The organism is Sphaerisporangium sp. NPDC051017 (assembly GCF_040683095.1).
Classification (GTDB): domain Bacteria; phylum Actinomycetota; class Actinomycetes; order Streptosporangiales; family Streptosporangiaceae; genus Sphaerisporangium.
Genome location: NZ_JBFBCI010000002.1, coordinates 197422 through 214512, shown reverse-complemented (window position 1 = coordinate 214512; position 17091 = coordinate 197422). Strand labels below are relative to the sequence as shown.

Annotated in this window: 15 protein-coding genes; 5 read left to right on the top strand and 10 right to left on the bottom strand. The window is 71.2% G+C overall.

Annotation, left to right across the window (positions count from 1 at the left end; translation table 11 throughout):
• Window positions 1–80: 80 nt before the first annotated feature.
• Both AB0M95_RS03570 and AB0M95_RS03565 read right to left on the bottom strand, forming a co-directional pair.
• The gene (locus AB0M95_RS03570) at window positions 81–3038 is read right to left on the bottom strand and encodes an AAA family ATPase (RefSeq protein ID WP_363758876.1); all 2958 of its coding nucleotides are present in this window, start codon (window positions 3036–3038) and stop codon (window positions 81–83) included.
• A gap of 320 nt (window positions 3039–3358) precedes the next feature.
• Window positions 3359–4072, bottom strand: a complete 714-nt coding sequence (locus AB0M95_RS03565; protein ID WP_363758873.1) for a TetR family transcriptional regulator — start codon at window positions 4070–4072, stop codon at window positions 3359–3361.
• Between the two features lie 121 nt (window positions 4073–4193).
• Here AB0M95_RS03565 and AB0M95_RS03560 point away from each other — a divergent pair, with 121 nt between their 5' ends.
• Together AB0M95_RS03560 and AB0M95_RS03555 are read left to right on the top strand one after the other, a co-directional pair.
• Entirely contained in the window at window positions 4194–5390 is a 1197-nt protein-coding gene (locus tag AB0M95_RS03560; protein ID WP_363758870.1) for a cytochrome P450, read from the top strand.
• Window positions 5391–5401: 11 nt separating this feature from the next.
• Window positions 5402–5593: a (4Fe-4S)-binding protein gene (locus AB0M95_RS03555; RefSeq protein ID WP_363758867.1), complete on the top strand. Its 192-nt coding sequence runs from the start codon at window positions 5402–5404 to the stop codon at window positions 5591–5593.
• A 174-nt stretch (window positions 5594–5767) separates the two neighbouring features.
• Here the strand turns inward: AB0M95_RS03555 and AB0M95_RS03550 are convergent, their stop codons facing one another.
• Window positions 5768–5908: a hypothetical protein gene (locus tag AB0M95_RS03550; protein ID WP_363758864.1), complete on the bottom strand. Its 141-nt coding sequence runs from the start codon at window positions 5906–5908 to the stop codon at window positions 5768–5770.
• A 293-nt stretch (window positions 5909–6201) separates the two neighbouring features.
• On the opposite strand from AB0M95_RS03550, the gene AB0M95_RS03545 reads away from it, so the two are divergent.
• From AB0M95_RS03545 to AB0M95_RS03535, 3 genes are all read left to right on the top strand, one after another.
• The gene (locus AB0M95_RS03545) at window positions 6202–7641 is read left to right on the top strand and encodes a cytochrome ubiquinol oxidase subunit I (protein WP_363758862.1); all 1440 of its coding nucleotides are present in this window, start codon (window positions 6202–6204) and stop codon (window positions 7639–7641) included.
• Complete coding sequence (locus AB0M95_RS03540; RefSeq protein WP_363758859.1) at window positions 7641–8654, top strand: cytochrome d ubiquinol oxidase subunit II; 1014 nt, start codon at window positions 7641–7643, stop codon at window positions 8652–8654. Before AB0M95_RS03545 ends, AB0M95_RS03540 begins: the two co-directional genes overlap by 1 nt.
• Window positions 8655–8846: 192 nt before the next feature.
• The gene (locus tag AB0M95_RS03535; RefSeq protein WP_363758857.1) at window positions 8847–10730 is read left to right on the top strand and encodes an ABC transporter ATP-binding protein; all 1884 of its coding nucleotides are present in this window, start codon (window positions 8847–8849) and stop codon (window positions 10728–10730) included.
• 52 nt (window positions 10731–10782) lie between these two features.
• Here AB0M95_RS03535 and AB0M95_RS03530 read toward each other — a convergent pair whose 3' ends face one another.
• The 7 genes from AB0M95_RS03530 to AB0M95_RS03500 all read right to left on the bottom strand — a co-directional run bounded on the left by AB0M95_RS03530 (window position 10783) and on the right by AB0M95_RS03500 (window position 17082).
• A complete protein-coding gene (locus AB0M95_RS03530; protein WP_363758854.1) occupies window positions 10783–11154 on the bottom strand; it encodes an STAS domain-containing protein in 372 nt (123 codons plus the stop codon).
• 324 nt (window positions 11155–11478) lie between these two features.
• Window positions 11479–13044, bottom strand: coding sequence for an AMP-binding protein (locus AB0M95_RS03525; protein ID WP_363758851.1), 1566 nt, complete (start codon window positions 13042–13044; stop codon window positions 11479–11481).
• Between the two features lie 34 nt (window positions 13045–13078).
• Window positions 13079–13258 (bottom strand): hypothetical protein, encoded by a 180-nt coding sequence (locus AB0M95_RS03520; RefSeq protein ID WP_363758848.1) that lies wholly within the window; start codon window positions 13256–13258, stop codon window positions 13079–13081.
• A gap of 437 nt (window positions 13259–13695) precedes the next feature.
• A complete protein-coding gene (locus AB0M95_RS03515; RefSeq protein ID WP_363758845.1) occupies window positions 13696–13920 on the bottom strand; it encodes a sulfotransferase in 225 nt (74 codons plus the stop codon).
• A 196-nt stretch (window positions 13921–14116) separates the two neighbouring features.
• On the bottom strand, window positions 14117–15268 hold the full coding sequence (locus tag AB0M95_RS03510) for an MFS transporter (protein WP_363758842.1): 1152 nt from the start codon (window positions 15266–15268) through the stop codon (window positions 14117–14119).
• 104 nt (window positions 15269–15372) lie between these two features.
• Entirely contained in the window at window positions 15373–16065 is a 693-nt protein-coding gene (locus tag AB0M95_RS03505; protein WP_363758839.1) for a FadR/GntR family transcriptional regulator, read from the bottom strand.
• Between the two features lie 414 nt (window positions 16066–16479).
• Window positions 16480–17082 carry a TetR/AcrR family transcriptional regulator gene (locus AB0M95_RS03500; RefSeq protein WP_363758836.1) on the bottom strand — a complete coding sequence of 201 codons (603 nt, stop codon included), beginning with the start codon at window positions 17080–17082 and terminating at the stop codon, window positions 16480–16482.
• Window positions 17083–17091: the final 9 nt, after the last annotated feature.

Here is a 17091-nt window from a genome sequence, read left to right as displayed (position 1 = left end):
AAACCCCGTACATCCGCCACGGAACCCCGTACACCGGGTAGGGGTCCCCGTAGGTGAGACAGTGGATCAGGGGTTTCGGTTCACTTTCGGTTGAGTTTGGTGGCCACGCCGACGCGGGAGGTGACGCCGAGCTTGGCGAAGACCCGGGTGAGGTGAGTCTCGACGGTGCGCGCGCTGAGGAAGAGCTGCTCGGCGATCTGCTGGTTGGTCAGGCCCTCGGCGACCAGCCCGGCGATCTCCAGCTCGCGCGGCGAGAGCCCGTGCGCGCCGCCGCCCTGCCCGGCCGCGGCCGTGGAGGAGACGCGCACGCCGAGCCGGCGCTGCTCGCGCAGGGCCTGGGCCGCGAGGGCGCGCGCGCCGGCGGTCTGGAAGATCTCGGCGGCGTCGCGCAGGCACTCGATGGCCACCGGCCGCCGTCCCGCGTCGCCGTACGCCTGCCCGGCCGCGAGCAGGGCGCGCCCGGCGTCGATGCGGCGCTCGCCGGCGGTGAGCAGCCTGGCCGCCTCCTGGGCCAGCGCCGCCGCCTGGGCGGGGTCGGACGCGCGCAGGGCGTGGGCGCGGGCCAGCGGGATGAACCCGGAGAACACCGGCAGCGCGGGGTCGGTGATGCCGGCGGCGACCTCCGCCCACCGCACCGCCTCGGAGGCGCGGCCGTGGGAGGCCTCGGCCAGGGCCAGTAGTTCACAGCTCGCCACCAGCGTGCCGCGGTCCAGGCGGGGGTCGTCGAACCGGCCGCACGCGTCCAGGATCGCCTCGATGCCCTCGCCCATGCGCCCGGCCATCACCAGCGCGACGCCCCGGGCGTGCCGCGCCATGTCGCTCCAGACCTCGCCGCCTCCCACGCCCGCCCGGATGGCCTCCTCGACGGCCCGCAACGCGGCTTCGTGCTCGCCGGTCAGGGCCGAGGAGACGCAGAACTGGGTGAGCGCGAAGACGAGCTGCTGGCCGGACTCCAGCAGCCGGGCGCCCTCGACGGACTCCTCGACGGTGGCGAGCGCCTCGGGGAGCCTGCCGAGCACGGTGAGCGTCCTGGCCTTGCCCGCGAGCAGGTTGGTCAGGATGTAGGTCTGCCCGGTGGAGCGGGCGACGGCGACGGCGCGCTCGAAGTGGCGCAGCGCCACCGAGTAGCGGCCGAGGTTGGTCTCGGCCCAGCACAGCCAGGCCACGGCGTCCAGCCACTCGGCGAGGTGGTCGTCCAGGGCGGTGCTGACGAGCCGGTCGGCGGCATCGGCCGCGCGCAGCGCCTCGACCATGCGCCCGGCGGCGTAGGCGGGCATCGGGCGGAGGGCCGCCACCGCCATGGCCAGGTCGGGCTCCCAGTCGTCGCCGGAGTCGGGCATGAGGTCCAGCACGGCCTGGGCGGCGCGGAAGTCGACGCGCATCATGCTCTCGGCGACCAGCCGCATGCGCAGCGGGATCGCGGCGGCGGCCCGGGGGTCGGGCATGCGGCGCAGCTCGTCCAGCAGCAGGGCCCGCGCCTCGGCGGGACGGTCGAGCTGGCGTTCCATCAGGGCGCAGATGCGCGCGGCGCGGGCGCGGCGGGCGTGGTCGTCGACGGGCAGCAGGCGCAGCAGCTCGCGGGCGGTGTCGCGGCCCTCGGCCAGGCGCCCGCTGACCCCCTGGGTGCGGCTGAGCTCCATCAGCAGTTCCAGGCGGTCCTCCAGCGTGGCGGGCTCCTCGGGGGTCAGGTCGAGGGCCTTGCGCAGCCAGTGGGCGGCGGTGACGGGGGCGTGGGTGGCCACCGTGCGGGCGGCCTCGACCAGGGTGGCGACGGCGCGCTGGTCGCCGAAGGATCCCGACCGCTCCACGTGGTGGGCCTGGACGGTGGCCGGTGCGCCCAGCTCGGCCAGGTGGGCGGCCAGGCGGGCGTGCGCGGCGAGCTGCCAGCCGGCCGCGGCCGACTCGTAGGCGGTGCGGCGGACCAGCGGGTGGCGGAAGCGGAACCGCCCGGCGGCGGCGGGGCGGACGATGTCGCGGGCGACCAGCTCGTTGAGCCCCTCCAGGGCGGTCGCCTCGGGCACCTGCGCGGTGACGGCGGCCAGCGCGGGGACGAACTCGTCGGCGGTCACGGCGGCCGCCTGGGCGATCAGCAGCGAGCCGGGGGACAGGTCGCCCAGCTCCACGCGCAGCGCGGCCCGGACGGTCGGGGGCAGGTCGCCGACCTCGCGCTGGCTCATGCGCGCCAGCGCCTCCAGGTAGAACGGGTTGCCGCCGCTCGCCTCGTACAGGGCGCGGCTGCGGGTGCGGTTGACGCGCGGGCCGAGGAACTCCTCGACCTCGGCCTGGTCGAGCGGGCCGACCGTGACCTGCCGGCCGCGCGCGCCCGCGCTCAGCGCCAGGGCGGCCAGGCGCGGGGTGACCTGGGCGGGCCGGTAGGCGATGGCGACCAGCACCTTGCCGCGCGGGGGATGGCGTACCAGGTGGTCCAGGAACTCGGCCGAGCTGTCGTCGGCCCAGTGCAGGTCGTCCAGGATGAGCGCCAGCCCGCTGGGCGCGGCCAGCTCGTCGACGAGCTGGCGCAGCGCGCGGTAGAGCCGGTAGCGGACCATTCCGCTCTGGTCGTCGCTCTCGGGGGCCTCGGCGTCCTCGGCCTCCGGCGGCAACTTGGCGGCCAGCGCGGGGAAGACGCTGGCGAGCCCGCGGGCCTGACCGGGGGCGAGCCGTCCCGACAGCTCGTCGCGGCGGGCCTCCAGGTGGTCGTCCAGGGCGTCGACCAGCGCGCTGAACGGCATGATCTGCTCGAACTCGGCCGCTCTGCCCCACAGTGTGGTCAGGCCGCGGCCGGTGGTGAGGTGGGCGAGCTCGGCCAGCAGCCGGGTCTTGCCGGCGCCGGGCTCGCCGACCACGGCCAGGAACCGGAACCCGCTGGACCCGGTGCGCGGGGGGTACCCGGAGGAGGAGCCGGGGTGGCCGGGAGACAGGGCGTCGACCGTCTGGGTGAATTCGCGCAGAGCGTCGTGTCGGCCGACGAGGGGGGTCCCGCCGGGGCGGGCCGTCTGGGTGCCCTCGCCGAATGGCAGCGTCTCAGGACCGTTCATATCTGTACCCCACAGCGCGACGGAACACCACGAACAGCCGCGCCGCAATGCAATTCCGTGACGGACTTGACGCGGGACTCCGGCGGAGCCGGGTGTTCACGGTCGAGGGCTCACCATGCGCACGCCCTCGGGGCATGATTTTGTCGTAAAACAGGCTGGTGGCGGGCCGATCAGCCCAATAAGACCTTTTGTGACCAAATCGTGCACCCTGTACCGCGGTCGGTTAGGCTTTTGTGGCGGTTTCGTGTAGTCGCTCGCGGCGTATCATCGCGAGGCGCCGCCCCGGCCGTCCAGATGTGGACGCCCGCCCGTGCGGAGCCTCAGCCGCGCCGGCCCGGATCGTCCAGCGAGCCCAGCCCGCGGACGGCGATCTGGACGCCCCGGCGCGCCGCCGCCCATATCATCTCCGGGGACTCGCCGCGGTCGCGGCTGGCCATCGCCGCCATCTTCGCCCCGCCGACGAAGACGCCCACGACCGCCGCGGCCTCGATGGGGTCGAGCTCGCCCTTGTACGCCCGGCACAGGGCCTCCGACAGCTCGCGCTGGACGTCGAACAGCAGGTGCAGCGCCCGCGCCTGGAGCGCCGGGACCGACGTGATCAGATCGTAGCGCGCCGGGGCCAGCCTCAGGGCCAGCCGCGCGTCCTCCGCGAGCTCGGCCGAGTCGGCGTCCTCGGCGTCCTCCGTGCCGTCCACCCCGCCGGTGTCGCGGTCATCCTGGCGGAGCGTGCCGTCCAGGTGGACGAGCACCGCGTCGCCCACGCGCACCAGCAGGTCCACCAGGGGCTCGCCCGGCCGGCGGCCGGCGATGATCGCCAGTGCGCGCTCGAACCGCGACCGGGTGTCGAAGAACAGCACGTCCTCCTTGCTCGGGAAGTAGCTGAAGAACGTGCGGGGCGCGACCTCCACGGCGGCGGCGATCTCGGCGACGGTCGTCTCGTCGAAGCCCTTCTCCTCGAAGAGGCGCACGGCGGCCTCGACCAGCGCACGGCGCGTGCGCTGCTTCTTGCGTTCCCTCAGCCCGATGCCGCCCATGACGGAATTTTACTGCATCTGATGCTTTTTTTCAGCCATTGCAACTTCGGAGGAGGTACTGTTTTCTTGGGAGAGCAAATCTGGTCAAGTTCCGTAAGAGCGTCCAGTCAAGGAGCGTCTCATGGCCAACGTTATGCCCGAGCCGGTCACCCTTCCCCTGTCCCGGGAGGAACCGTTCGATCCTCCCGGAGACCTGGGGCGATGGCGCGAGGAGGGCCCGATCCGGCCGATGCTGTACGCCGACGACCACGTCGGCTGGCTCGCCACCGGATACTCCGCGGTGCGCGCGGTGCTCGCCGACCCCCGCTTCAGCGCCGAGACCCCGCGCCTGCACCCGCCGATCAGCCAGCGCGCACGGGTGCAGACCCTGGCCAAGCTGCCCGGGTTCTTCATCCGCGAGGACCCGCCCGAGCACACGCGCTTCCGCCGCCTGCTCACCGGCCAGTTCACCGTCCGCCGCATGCGGCAGCTCGAACCGCGGATCGAGAAGATCACCGCCGACCGGCTCGACGCCATGGAACAGGTGGGGGCGCCCGCCGACCTCGTGCGGGAGTTCGCCCTGCCGATCCCGTCCCTGGTCATCTGCGAACTGCTCGGCGTCCCGTACGACGACCACGACCGCTTCCAGCGCGACTCGACCACCCTGCTGAGCCTGGAGTCGTCCATCGAGCAGGCGAAGGGGGCGATGGAGAACCTGGTGGACTACATCCGCGGCCTGGTCACCCTCAAGCGCGCCGAGCCGGGCGACGACCTGATCGGCGGTCTGATCGCGACCGGGGAGCTCACCGACATCGAGATCGCCGGAGCCTCGGTGCTCATGCTCATCGCCGGCCACGAGACCACCGCGAACATGCTCGCGCTCGGCACCTACACCCTGCTGAAGAACCCCGCCCAGCTCGCCGCGCTGCGCGACGACCCCTCACTGGCCGACTCCGCCGTGGAGGAGCTGCTGAGGTACCTCACGATCGTCCACATCGGCCCGATCAGGACCGCGCTGGAGGACGCCGAGATCGAGGGGTACACCATCAAGGCCGGCGAGTCCGTGACGCTCTCGCTCGGCGCCGCGAACCGTGATCCCGGGCGGTTCGAATCCCCCGATACGCTGGACATCACGCGGCAGGCCACCGGGCACCTCTCGTTCGGTCACGGCGTCCACCAGTGTCTCGGGCAGCAGCTCGCCCGCATCGAGATGCGCATCGGATACCCGGCGCTGCTGCGTCGCTTCCCGGGGCTCCGCCTCGCGACGCCGGAGGAGGAGGTCGCGATGCGGTCCAACATGGCCATCTACGGCGTTCACCGGTTGCCGGTCGCCTGGTAGGAGGTTTGCTCATGCGGATCAAAGCGGACACCGACGTCTGCATCGGCGCGGGCATGTGCGTGCTCACCGCCGCCGAGGTGTTCGACCAGAGCGAGGAGGACGGCACGGTCGTGGTGCTGCTTCCCGAGCCCCCCGCCGACAAGGAGGGGGCGGTCCGGCGCGCCGTGCAGGTCTGCCCGTCCGGCGCGCTGTCCATCTCGTGAGCCCGGCGAGGCCGGTCGGCTCGCCGGGGTCCGCGGCGGCCGCGCGCGCGTGAGCGCCCGGACGGGCGTCGCCCCGCGACGACCTCTCGCAGGGCGGCGCCGTGCCGGGGCGCGGGACGCGCGGCCGTCCTCAGGCGGTCACGCGGGGCGCCGCGCCGGTGACACCGGCACTCGTCAGTCCCAGTCGTCGTCCTCGTCGTCCCAGTCGTCGTCATCATCGTCCCCGCCGCGCACGTGGGCGGCGGAGGCGGGCGCCGTCATCGCGAGAACGGCGACGGTGAGCAGGATGCCGGTGGCGATGAGTCGTCTGAACATGAGAATCAACTCCGTAACCAGACTCGTCTGCGGCCCTGGAGCTCGCCCCTGGGCCGACGGAACGTCGCTATGGCTTCCCGGGATACGCCAAGACGGCGCGGTACAGCACTCACCCTAACCACGCCGTCGCGGCATGGTCACCCGGCTGCGGGCAAACCACCGGCATGGGTTCGGGCAACCGCCGACGCGCCGCCGCCGGAAGCCTCGTCGCGGGCGCACCCACCCCTTAACCTGCAGAAACACGCGTGCCGACCACTGGCGCGCCACGCGGGTGCGGCGCGGGGGAGGCGCGGATGGGGACGTGGCAGCCGGCCTTGGGCCTGCTCGCCGAAACGGCGCGCATGGCGGCGACGGCCGGTGCGGGGGTCCTGGAGGTCCTCCGGAACGCGGCCGGCCCGGCGAGCCCGCAGGACCTCCTCGCGGCGCGTACGCAGATGGCGCTGTCGCTCGGCTGGCACATCGTGCTCGCCTGCCTGGGCGTCGGCATGCCCGCGCTGATCCTGCTGGCCGAATGGCGGGCGATCCGCACGGGCGACGACGCGTACATGCGGCTGGCCCACCAGTGGGCCACGGCGGTCGGCGTGCTGTTCGCGGCGGGCGCGGTGTCGGGGACGATCCTCAGCTTCGAGCTGGGCCTGCTGTGGCCCGCCATGATGGGCGTCTACGGCCAGGTGATCGGCCTGCCGTTCGCCGCCGAGGGCGTCGCCTTCTTCGTGGAGGCCATCTTCCTCGGCATCTACCTCTACTCCTGGAACCGCCTCACGCCGAAGGCCCACCTGCTCGCCGGGCTGCCCGTGCTGCTCGCCGGGACGGCGTCGGCCTTCCTCGTCGTCTGCGCCAACGCGTGGATGAACGCGCCGGTGGGCTTCACGCCCGCGGGCGCCGTGGTGCGGAACGTGAACCCGTGGCGGGCGATGTTCAACCCGGCCGTGCCGCACGAGACCCTGCACATGATCGTGGCGGCGTTCATGGTCTCCGGCTTCCTCGTCGCGGGCGTGTACGCGGCGGGCATGCTGCGGGGACGTACGGACCGCTACCACAGGCTGGGCTTCCTGGTCCCCTTCACGCTCGCGGCCGCGCTCACGCCCGTCCAGGTCGTGGTGGGCGACTGGGCGGGGAGGGAGGTCGCCCGGCTCCAGCCGGCCAAGTTCGCCGCCGCCGAGGCGCTCTTCCAGACGCGGGCGGGCGCGCCGCTGAGCATCGGCGGCATCGTCTCCGGCGACCGGCTGCACTACTCCATCGAGGTGCCGAAGATGCTGTCCTTCCTGGCGAAGGGCAGTTTCGACGCCGTCGTCCAGGGCCTCGACCGCGTCCCCAGGCCGGACCGCGCGCCGGTCGGCATCGTCCACCTGGCCTTCGACCTGATGGTCGCGATGGGCTTCGCGCTGCTCGCGCTGTCGGCCTGGCTCGCCTGGAGCTGGTGGCGGCGGCGCGGGACGCCGCGCTCGCCGTGGTTCCTGCGGCTGGCCGCCCTGTCCGGGGTGGCGGCGGTGATCGCCGTCGAGGCCGGATGGACGGTCACCGAGGTCGGCAGGCAGCCGTGGACGGTGTACGGTCACATGCGCACATTCGACGCGGTGAACCCCGCTCCGGGGCTGTGGAATGGGTTCGTCGTCGTGACGCTCGTCTACCTCGTGCTCACCGTCGTCACCCTGTACGTCCTGCGGCTGCTGCGCCGGGGCGGCCAGGTGATCGCGCCGCAGGAGCCGGAGCCCGCGCCGGGGCCGCGCTGATGGACGTCGCGCGCGTCGTGCTCGTGGTGATGTGGGTGGGGCTGACCTTGTACGCCCTGCTGGCCGGGGCGGACTTCGGCGCCGGGGCCTGGGACCTGATGGCCGGGCGCAGCCGTCCCGGCATGCCACGGCGCAAGCTCATCGAGCGGGCGATCGGGCCGGTCTGGGAGGCCAACCACGTGTGGCTGATCTTCGTCCTGGTGGTGCTGTGGACGGCCTTCCCCGGGGTGTTCGCCTCGGTGATGTCCACCCTCTACATCCCGCTGACCCTCGCCGCGCTCGGGATCATCGCCCGGGGCACGGCGTTCGCGTTCCGCAAGGCCGCACGGGAGCTGTGGCAGCGGCGGCTGTTCGGCGGGGCCTTCGCGATCTCCTCGGTCCTCACCCCCTTCTTCCTCGGCACGGTCGCGGGCGGCATCGCCTCCGGCCGGGTGCCGCCCGGCCTGGCCAGGGGGAACATCGTCACGAGCTGGCTCAACCCGACCTCGATCCTCGGCGGCGTGCTCGCCGTCCTGGTCTGCGTGTACCTGGCCGGGGCCTATCTGAGCGACGACGCGGTCGAGGGCGGGAAGCCAGAGGTGGCCGAGTGGTTCCGCGCCCGCGCGCTGGTCGCGGCGGTCGTCATCGGCGCCGTCGCCCTCGGCGGCCTCGCCGCCCTGCGCTGGGACGCCCGGCCGCTGTACGACGGGCTCACCGGGCGCGCCCTGCCCGTGGTGGTGGCGAGCGCGGTGTTCGGCGTGGCGTCGCTCGTGCTGCTGTGGTGGCGGGTCTACTCGCTGGTGCGCGCCGCGGCGATGCTGGGCGTGATCGCGATCCTGTGGGGATGGCCGCTGGCGCAGTACCCCGTCATGCTGCCGCCGAACCTCACCTACCGTCAGGCGGCCGCGGAAATGTCGGTGCTGGTCGCCACAATGGTCGTGATCGCGGTGGGTGTGCTCCTGATCGCGCCGTCCATGGCGTGGCTGATCGACCTTCAGCGGCGCGGGCTGCGCGACGGCGAATCGCCGGAGTGACGGCCCTGCCGCGGCCGCGGCGCCCCGAGGAGGCTCCTTGACCTCAACGTTTGTTGAGGTTCTAGGGTTTTCTGTGGGCTCGCCGCACCGGCCGCGGAGCGCACCCTGTGATCACGGCCGCCGCGAGGGCCGGTGGACGACCGAGAGGTCCGGCGAAGCGCCGGGCCCGCCTGAACACGGGGTGTTGTGACGATGGACATGGAAGTGACCGCGTGGCATTCGCTGTACCACGCGATGCACGCGAGCGACGACCGGCGGCCGTTCTCGAAGGCCACGTTGCGGCGCATCGGCGCGTTCGCGCGGCCGCACCGCCGCATGCTGGCCTGGTTCCTGCTGCTGAGCGTGGTGGGGGCGGTGCTCGCGGTCGCCTCGCCCGTGCTCGCCGGCCGCGTCGTGGACGCGATCGTGCGCGGCGAGGCGCTCGGCACGGTGGTGACGCTGGCGGTGCTGATCGCCGTCATCGCGCTGCTCGACGCCGGGCTCGGGCTGCTGACACGCTGGTTGTCGGCCGGCGTCGGCGAGGGGCTGATCCTCGACCTGCGCAGAGCCGTGTTCGACCACGTCCAGCGCATGCCGGTCGCGTTCTTCACCCGCACCAGGACGGGCGCGCTGGTCAGCCGCCTCAACAACGACGTCATCGGCGCCCAGCGCGCCTTCAGCGACACCCTGTCGGGCGTGGTCGGCAACGTCGTGACGCTCGTGCTCACGCTCGTCGTCATGATCGGCCTGTCCTGGCAGGTCACGCTGCTCGCGCTGGTGCTGCTGCCGGTGTTCGTCCTGCCCGCGCGGCGCATGGGCACGCGCCTGGCCCACCTGGAGCGCGAGGCGGCCGACCACAACGCGCAGATGAGCACCCAGATGACCGAGCGGTTTTCCGCGCCGGGCGCGACGCTGATCAAGCTGTTCGGCAGGCCCGCGAGCGAGTCGGCCGAGTTCGCGGCCCGGGCGCGGCGCGTCCGCGACATCGGCGTGCGCACGGCGATGGTCCAGACGGTGTTCGTCACCGCCCTGACGCTGGTCTCCGCGCTGGCCCTCGCCATCGTGTACGGCCTGGGCGGCTTCTACTCCCTGCGCGGCCAGCTCGAACCGGGCAACGTCGTCGCCCTCGCGCTGCTGCTCACCCGCCTGTACGCGCCGCTCACCGCCCTGGCCAGCGCGCGCGTCGAGGTCATGAGCGCGCTGGTGAGCTTCGAGCGGGTCTTCGAGGTGCTCGACCTCAAGCCGCTCATCGTCGACAGGCCCGGCGCCCGCGCCGTCCCCGAGGGCCCTGTCTCGGTCGAGTTCGACGACGTGCGGTTCTCCTACCCCTCGGCCGACAAGGTGTCGCTCGCCTCGCTCGAAGAGGTCGCCACGCTCGACACCCGCGGCGGCGCCGAGGTACTGCACGGCGTGTCGTTCGCCGTCGAGCCGGGGCGCATGGTCGCGCTGGTCGGGTCATCGGGCGCGGGCAAGTCCACGATCGCCCAGCTCCTGGCCCGCCTGTACGACGTCGACTCGGGCGCCGTGCGGCTCGGGGGCGTCGACCTGCGCGATCTGTCCGCCGAGTCGATCCGCGCGACGCTCGGCATGGTCACCCAGGACGGGCACCTGTTCCACGAGTCCGTCCGCGCCAACATGCTGCTGGCCCGGCCGGAGGCGGGGGAGGACGAGCTGTGGGAGGTCCTGCGCCGCGCCCGGCTCGACGGCCTGGTGCGCTCCCTGCCCGACGGGCTGGACACGATCGTCGGTGAGCGGGGGTACCGGCTGTCCGGCGGCGAGCGCCAGCGGCTGACGATCGCCCGGCTGCTGCTCGCCCGCCCGCGCGTCGTGATCCTCGACGAGGCCACCGCCCACCTGGACTCGACCTCGGAGGCCGCGGTGCAGGAGGCGCTGGGCGAGGCCCTCGCCGGGCGGACGGCCGTGGTGATCGCCCACCGGCTGTCCACGATCCGCGCGGCCGACCTCATCCTGGTGATCGAGGACGGGCGGGTGGCCGAGCGCGGCACCCACCTGGACCTGCTCGCCGCGGGCGGTCGCTACGAGGAGTTGTACCGCACCCAGTTCGACGAGCGCGACGCCGCCGAGGCCGTCGCCTGACCCAAGGGCCGGCGGGAAACCGGTGAGGAGAACGGGCCGGTCCGGAGCCCGGTCAGGAGAGGCTGAGGGATGCCCGGCTCTCCATGGGGCCGCCCGCCATCGCGGCGTCCACCGAGGGGTAGATGTCGAAGGCGGCGCCGATGCCGGTGAGGTTCAGGATGCGTCTCGGGGTGGGGCACAGACAGCAGAGCGCGCAGGTGCCGCCGCATTTGGCGGCCTTGGCGCCGGCCCGGACCAGGACGCGCAGGCCGGAGGAGTCGATGAAGTTCATGCGTGACAGGTCGAAGATCAGTTGAGGGGCCTTGCGGTGGAACGCCTCCTCGATGTTCTCGCCCAGCCGGGGCACACCGTTGAGGTCCACCTCGCCGATGATGGCGATAACGGTGAACTCGCGCCGGTTCTCCCGACTTACCGTCAACGGCATGTCGTGACCTCCACGGCTGGGGACCTGCCCCTCAGTCTGTTCCTGGTCGACACGCGATTACAAGGATGTGGGACCGGCAAACCTCCGGGAGTCAAGTATTCATCCCCGGTCGCCGGGGAGGACCGCCGCCCGGCGGGGACGCGCCGGGTGCGGTGGGCGGGCCCCGGTGAGCGCCCGCCGGGTCCCGGACGGCGCCGGTGTCGGCCGAGGTGGCCATGGCCCGTAGGCGCGCAGCAGGGAGGCGGGGAGTCTGACCGAGCCGCCGCAGCCGGTTCCAGGTCCTGCGGCGGCATAGGCGGCAGGAAGTCGCCGTACGCGTGTCGTTCACCGAATGCGGCTCTCAGTCCCGGCCCAGGCATTGTCCCGCAACACGAACTTCTGGATCTTCCCGGTGGAGGTCTTCGGCAACTCGGTGAACGTGACCGTCTTCGGCGCCTTGAACCGGGCCAACCTGCCCTTCACATGCTCGATGATCTCCTCCTCGGTGGCTGTGGCGCCTTCCCGCAGGCTCACATAGGCGGCAGGGACCTCGCCCCAGCGCTCGTCCGGCACCGCGATCACCGCCACCTCCAGCACCGCCGAATGGTCCATGATCGCCTGCTCCACCTCGACCGACGCGATGTTCTCCCCACCCGAGATGATCACGTCCTTCGAGCGGTCACGCAGCTCCACGTATCCGTCGGGGTGCACGACGCCGATGTCCCCGGTTCGGAACCACCCGTCCGGCACCGCCGCCAGGGTGGCCTCCGGGTCGTCGAGGTAGCCGAGCATGAGGTTGTTGCCGCGCAACGCGATCTGCCCCATGGTGACACCGTCCGCGGGGACGTCCGTGCCGTCGTCCGCGATCACCCGCGGCACGCACGAGATCATGTTCCCGACGCCCTGGCGCGCCTTGAGCCGCGCCTGCGCCTCGGTGCCGTGGTCGTTCCACTCCGGGCGCCAGTCGCACAGCATCACCGGGCCGTAGGTCTCGGTCAGCCCGTACAGGTGCGTGACCTCGAACCCCAGCTCCGCCATCCGCCGCAGGATCGCCGGCGACGGCGGCGCCCCACCGGTCGCGATCCGCACCGTGCGGTCCAGTGGTGCGGCCTCTTTGGCGTAGGCGATCATCGACAGCACCGTCGGCGCCCCGTTGAGGTGCGTGACGCCCTCCTCCCGGAGCAGTCGCCAGATCTCCGCCGGGTCCACCTTGGGCAGGCAGACGTGCGTCGCGGCCGCCGCGGTCACCGCCCACGGGAACGTCCATCCGTTGCAGTGGAACATCGGCAGCGTCCACAGGTGCACGCTCGACGGCGTCAGCCCGGTGTGCCCCACCATCGCCACGGCCTGCAGGAACGCGCCCCGGTGGTGGTACATCACGCCCTTCGGGCGGCCCGTGGTCCCCGAGGTGTAGTTGATCGACAGCAGCGACCGCTTGTCGGTCGGGGTCAGGTGCAGCGGCTCCGCCGCGCCCAGCAGGTCCTCGTACTCCTGCCCCGCCCGGATCCGGTGCGGCGGGGCGTCCAGCCGGGCGAGGACCTCGTCCACCAGCGCGTCGAACGACGGGTCGTGGACCAGCACGGAGGCCTTGGAGTGCTCCAGGATGTAAGCGACCTCGCCCACCGACAGCCGGGTGTTCACCGCGACCAGCGGCACCCCCGCCCACGGCACCCCGAAATGCGCCTCCAACGACACATGCGTGTTCGGCGCCAACACCGCAACCGGACGCCCCCCAGCCAACGACGCCAACCCACCCGCCAACCGCTGACACCGATCACGCAGCTCCGCATACGTCCATCGGGACCGCCCATCCACCATCCCGACCCGATCCCCATGCGCTGCCGCGGCACGATCCAGATACGACGTCGGGGTCAACGGCTCGAAGGACAAGGAGTCCAGGTCGCGGGTCATCGCACCTCTCCATAGGTCGGGATGCCGGTCGGGGTCAGCCGGGCATCGGAGACCCGGGCCGTCGCAGCCCCATCAACCAGCCGATGTAGTTCTCCACGTTGCGGTCCCGGCGCTCCGGCAGCTCGGGATCGAGCGGCGCGGCCTGCTTGATGATCTTGATCAGCCCGTGGTGCTCGCCGCACCAGGTCGGGTGATCGTCCAGCCAGGCACGCACCTCGGCGCCGCCGCTTCTCCCGGTAGCGGTGCTCGTGTGTGAGCCCGACCGGGGTGCCGCACTCAGTCATGAGGATGACGTCCATGCCGCGCCTTCCACCAAATGTTATTTGCCGATAACGTAGAGCGCGGATCAAGCCGGGTCAAGGCTCGCCATGGAGGCAAAAGTGTTAGTTGCCAGTAATGTCGAGCACTGGCCGAGCGCATACGGGAGGAGGTGTGACGCTCGTGCGAGATCGGGCCAGGTTCACGCACTGTCAGCACCGCGCGAAGCCCCAGGCGGGCCCGGCACGGCGCCCCGGGCTGCGGCCATCCGCTTGCAGAACATGGTCACCACCGCATCATCGGCGGCATCGTCGCGGCGGAGGTCGTCGACGAGATCGGCGACTTCTTCGAGGGCGACGAGGGGACGGCGGCAGCTGGTAGGAGTCCCGCGGCTCAACGGCGCGGGCGGCCTCCCGGAACCACCGGCAGGACCGGAGGGCGGCGCCCGCGCGCGGGCGACAGGCGCAGCGCGGCGCGCAGCAGGTACCGGCAGGTGTGACGGCCGAAGTCCTCGCGACCGCCCCGCCTCGGGAACGGCTCGGCGAAGCCCAGCCGTTCCAGGGCGGCCTTCAGGGACAGCCTTCCCGTACGCCCGAATCCCGCGCCGATGACCCGCACACCTACCTCCCCACACCAGCCTCGTCCTCGCCGGGCAAAGCCCGCCCCAGGCCCCGCCCAAAAACGGCCACCGGCCCCGGACCAGGGCGGACGAGGTGACGGACGTCATCCCGATGAAGAACCCGGCGGCCCGCGGTAGTCGCGGCGAGCAGGCCGGCGCGACCGTCCTCGGGATCGGCCCGGCGCTCGACGAGGTTCAATCACGGGCGCGAACGTGGCGGTCGCGTCCAGCACCGTAACCGGCAGCGGCCATGACCAGGCTCAATGCGATGAGGAGGATGAGAGCACCAGTCCAGCTGTCGGTGGTGTCGTGCAGGATGCCCAGAAGAAGGGGCCCCGCCGCAGCGACGAGATAGCCGATGGACTGAGCCATCCCGGCCAGGGCTGTGGTCTCGCTGGGGCCAGTGGCGCGTTGGCTTTGAAAGCTCAGGGCGAGCACGAGACAAACACCGGAGCCTAGCCCGAGAAGAGTACACGCCACGGCTGCAAGGGTTGGAAGGAGGAGCAGAATCGCGAAGCCGGCGGCGATGATCGCTGAGGCCGCGGCAGCAGCGAAGCGCTGGTCGTGGCGGCCCCGGGTGATCAAAGGCAGCAACATGCTCGTGATCAGTGCGACGAGTTGGTAGTAGAACAGCATCCAGCCGGCAGCTGCGGTGCCCATGCCCTGCTTACTGAGGATGCTGGGCAGCCAGGCGATGGCGGTGTAGAAGGCAAGGGATTGCAGGCCCATGAAGAAGGACACCTGCCACGCCAGCCAGGATCTCCATGGGGTCCGAGCGTGGGTCCCACGAGACCGCACGCCGCCGTCTGGTCGGGCCCCGCGTAGCCGGGGCAGCCAACCGGCGAGAGCAGCGAGGGCGACGACCACTCCCCAGGCCAGGGCGGAATGCCAGGTTCCGGGTAGGACCTTGGCAAGCGGGACGGAGATGCCGGACGACAGAGCAGCGACCAATCCCATGGCGGTGACGTAGAGGGCGCTAACGGTATGAACCTGCGGGCCGGGCACGTGGGTGCGAATCACCGTAGGCAGCAGAACGTTGCCGACTGCGATCGCCACCGAGAGGATCACAGTTCCGACGAACAAACAGGCAATCGAAGGAAGGGACCGGATCACGGTGCCCGCTGTCAGAACTGCGAGGGCGGCCACGAGGAGACGGGTGGTGCCGACCCGGTGTGAGGCACGCCCGACAAATGGCGAAGTCACAGCGAACATGAGCAGCGGCATGGTGCTCAGTACGCCACCCGCCGACGCGGTCAACCCGGTGTCGTGCTCGATGGCCGGCAGCAGTGTGCCCACACCCGTCAAGGTCGCGCGTAGGTTGGCCGCCACCAAGAGAATCGCGATCACGAGGCCGGCCGAAAGGGCAGGCGTGGTAACCGGCCTCATAGTGGTTGCGGCCAGGTCAGCCTCTGTAGGCACGGCGAGGTCGACGTGGGAGGTCCTTGAGTTGGTCACTTCTGTCGTTCCGTCGCGGTCTCGGTGAGCTTCACGATCTCGGCGGCGCAGTAGCGTGCACCGACCTCGTCTTGGGCAGCGATCGCCTCAACAAGACGCCTATGCAGAAGGGTGTGCTCTGTGGCCGTCGCGCTTGGCCAGAGTGTGCCGCAGATCTGCTCGGTGACCGCGATGCTGAGGACGTCGTACATCTCGGTGAGCAGGGTGTTCCCGCCGGCACTCACCACGGCCTGGTGGAAGCGGGTGTCGACCTCCGCCATGGCGGCCATCTCCTGGGAATCCGCGGTCGCCTCGGCCTCGTCGAGGAGGTACCGAAGGCGAATCAGGTCATCTTCGGTACGCCGCAGCGCGGCGAGGCCCGAGGCGTACTCCTCCAGCACTGCGCGCAGTTCCAGCACGTCTCTTCCCCTGGAGGTTTCGGCACGTCTCATCAGTACCGACTGCATTTCGCTCGATGCCCGGACGTACGTCCCGTCACCCTTCCGAGCCTCCAACAGGCCCAGATGCACCAGCGCGCCGAGCGCCTCGCGCACCGTCGTGCGCCCGACACCGAGTTGCTTGACCAGATCATGTTCGGGCGGAATCCGCATCCCTACAGGCCATGCGCCGGATGCGATCTGCTCACGGAGAGTGTCCACCAGTTGCGCAGACAAGCTCGCGACGCGGCGCGGCGCCGGAAGATTCTTCATAAGGTGACCCTAACACCGAATGTCTGACATTTGTATGTGATGTAGATCGCTACGCGCCTATGTCCTCCTGCCGTGCAGATGTCCTCGACGCAGCGGATTTGCGTGATGGACACAGCGCCCGTCGCTCTGTGCGAGGCTGCCCCCGTGGCGTCGACAATGGAGCAGGCGCGAGGTCACCGCCCGGGATGCCGTCTGCGAAGCGTGGACCCCATATCACCGCCGGGTGCGGCCGTCGCGGCGGCGGCGCCAATGCCGCAAGCGGGCACCGATGATCAGCACGACGAGGCCGTCCAGGCAGCGGGGTTCGGCGGCCGGGGCGGCGCAACTGTTCAGGCTGGGCCGTGAAGCACGGCACGTTGACCAGCGCGGGTGGGTGTCCTGCGCGCCGAGCGCGTCGACCAGTCGCCATTCATGTCAGATCGCGTCCGCCGGGATGAGCAACGCGTTGATTGCGGCGGTGCGGATCGTCATCCCGACGCTCTCGGGATCGAGGCCGCTGTTGAACTGAGGGATTGAGTTGATCATCGAGAAGACGGCGTGTGTGAGGATGCGGGTCTGTGCGTCTGACAGATCGGGCCGAAGCCGCGTGACCAGTACGCTCCACTCTTCGGCGTAGAGACGCATCATTCGCCGCATGCGATGGCGTTCGTCCTCGGGGATGTTGTGTTCGTTCTTCAGGTACACGAGCGTGGACGGAACGTTCTGGAGACTGCGTGTGACATGGTGGTCGATCATCGCTTCGAGTGCCTTGCGTGGATCTGTCACCTCGGCTGCCGTCTTGCGCGCGTGAGCCAGCAGTTCGTTGAGCGGATCCTCGAGCACGGCGATGAGCAACGCCTGCTTGCTCGGGAAGTGCCGATAGAGCGCGGGACCGGTCACGCCGGCGCGTGCGCCGATCATCTCATTGGTGACCGCGTCGAAGGCGCGTTCATGGAACAACTCGCCGGCAACCTTGATCAGCACCTGCCGGCGGGAGGTGCGCGGAGATGCGGTACGAGGAGAAGGTGAGCGCGTCATGTGTGAAGC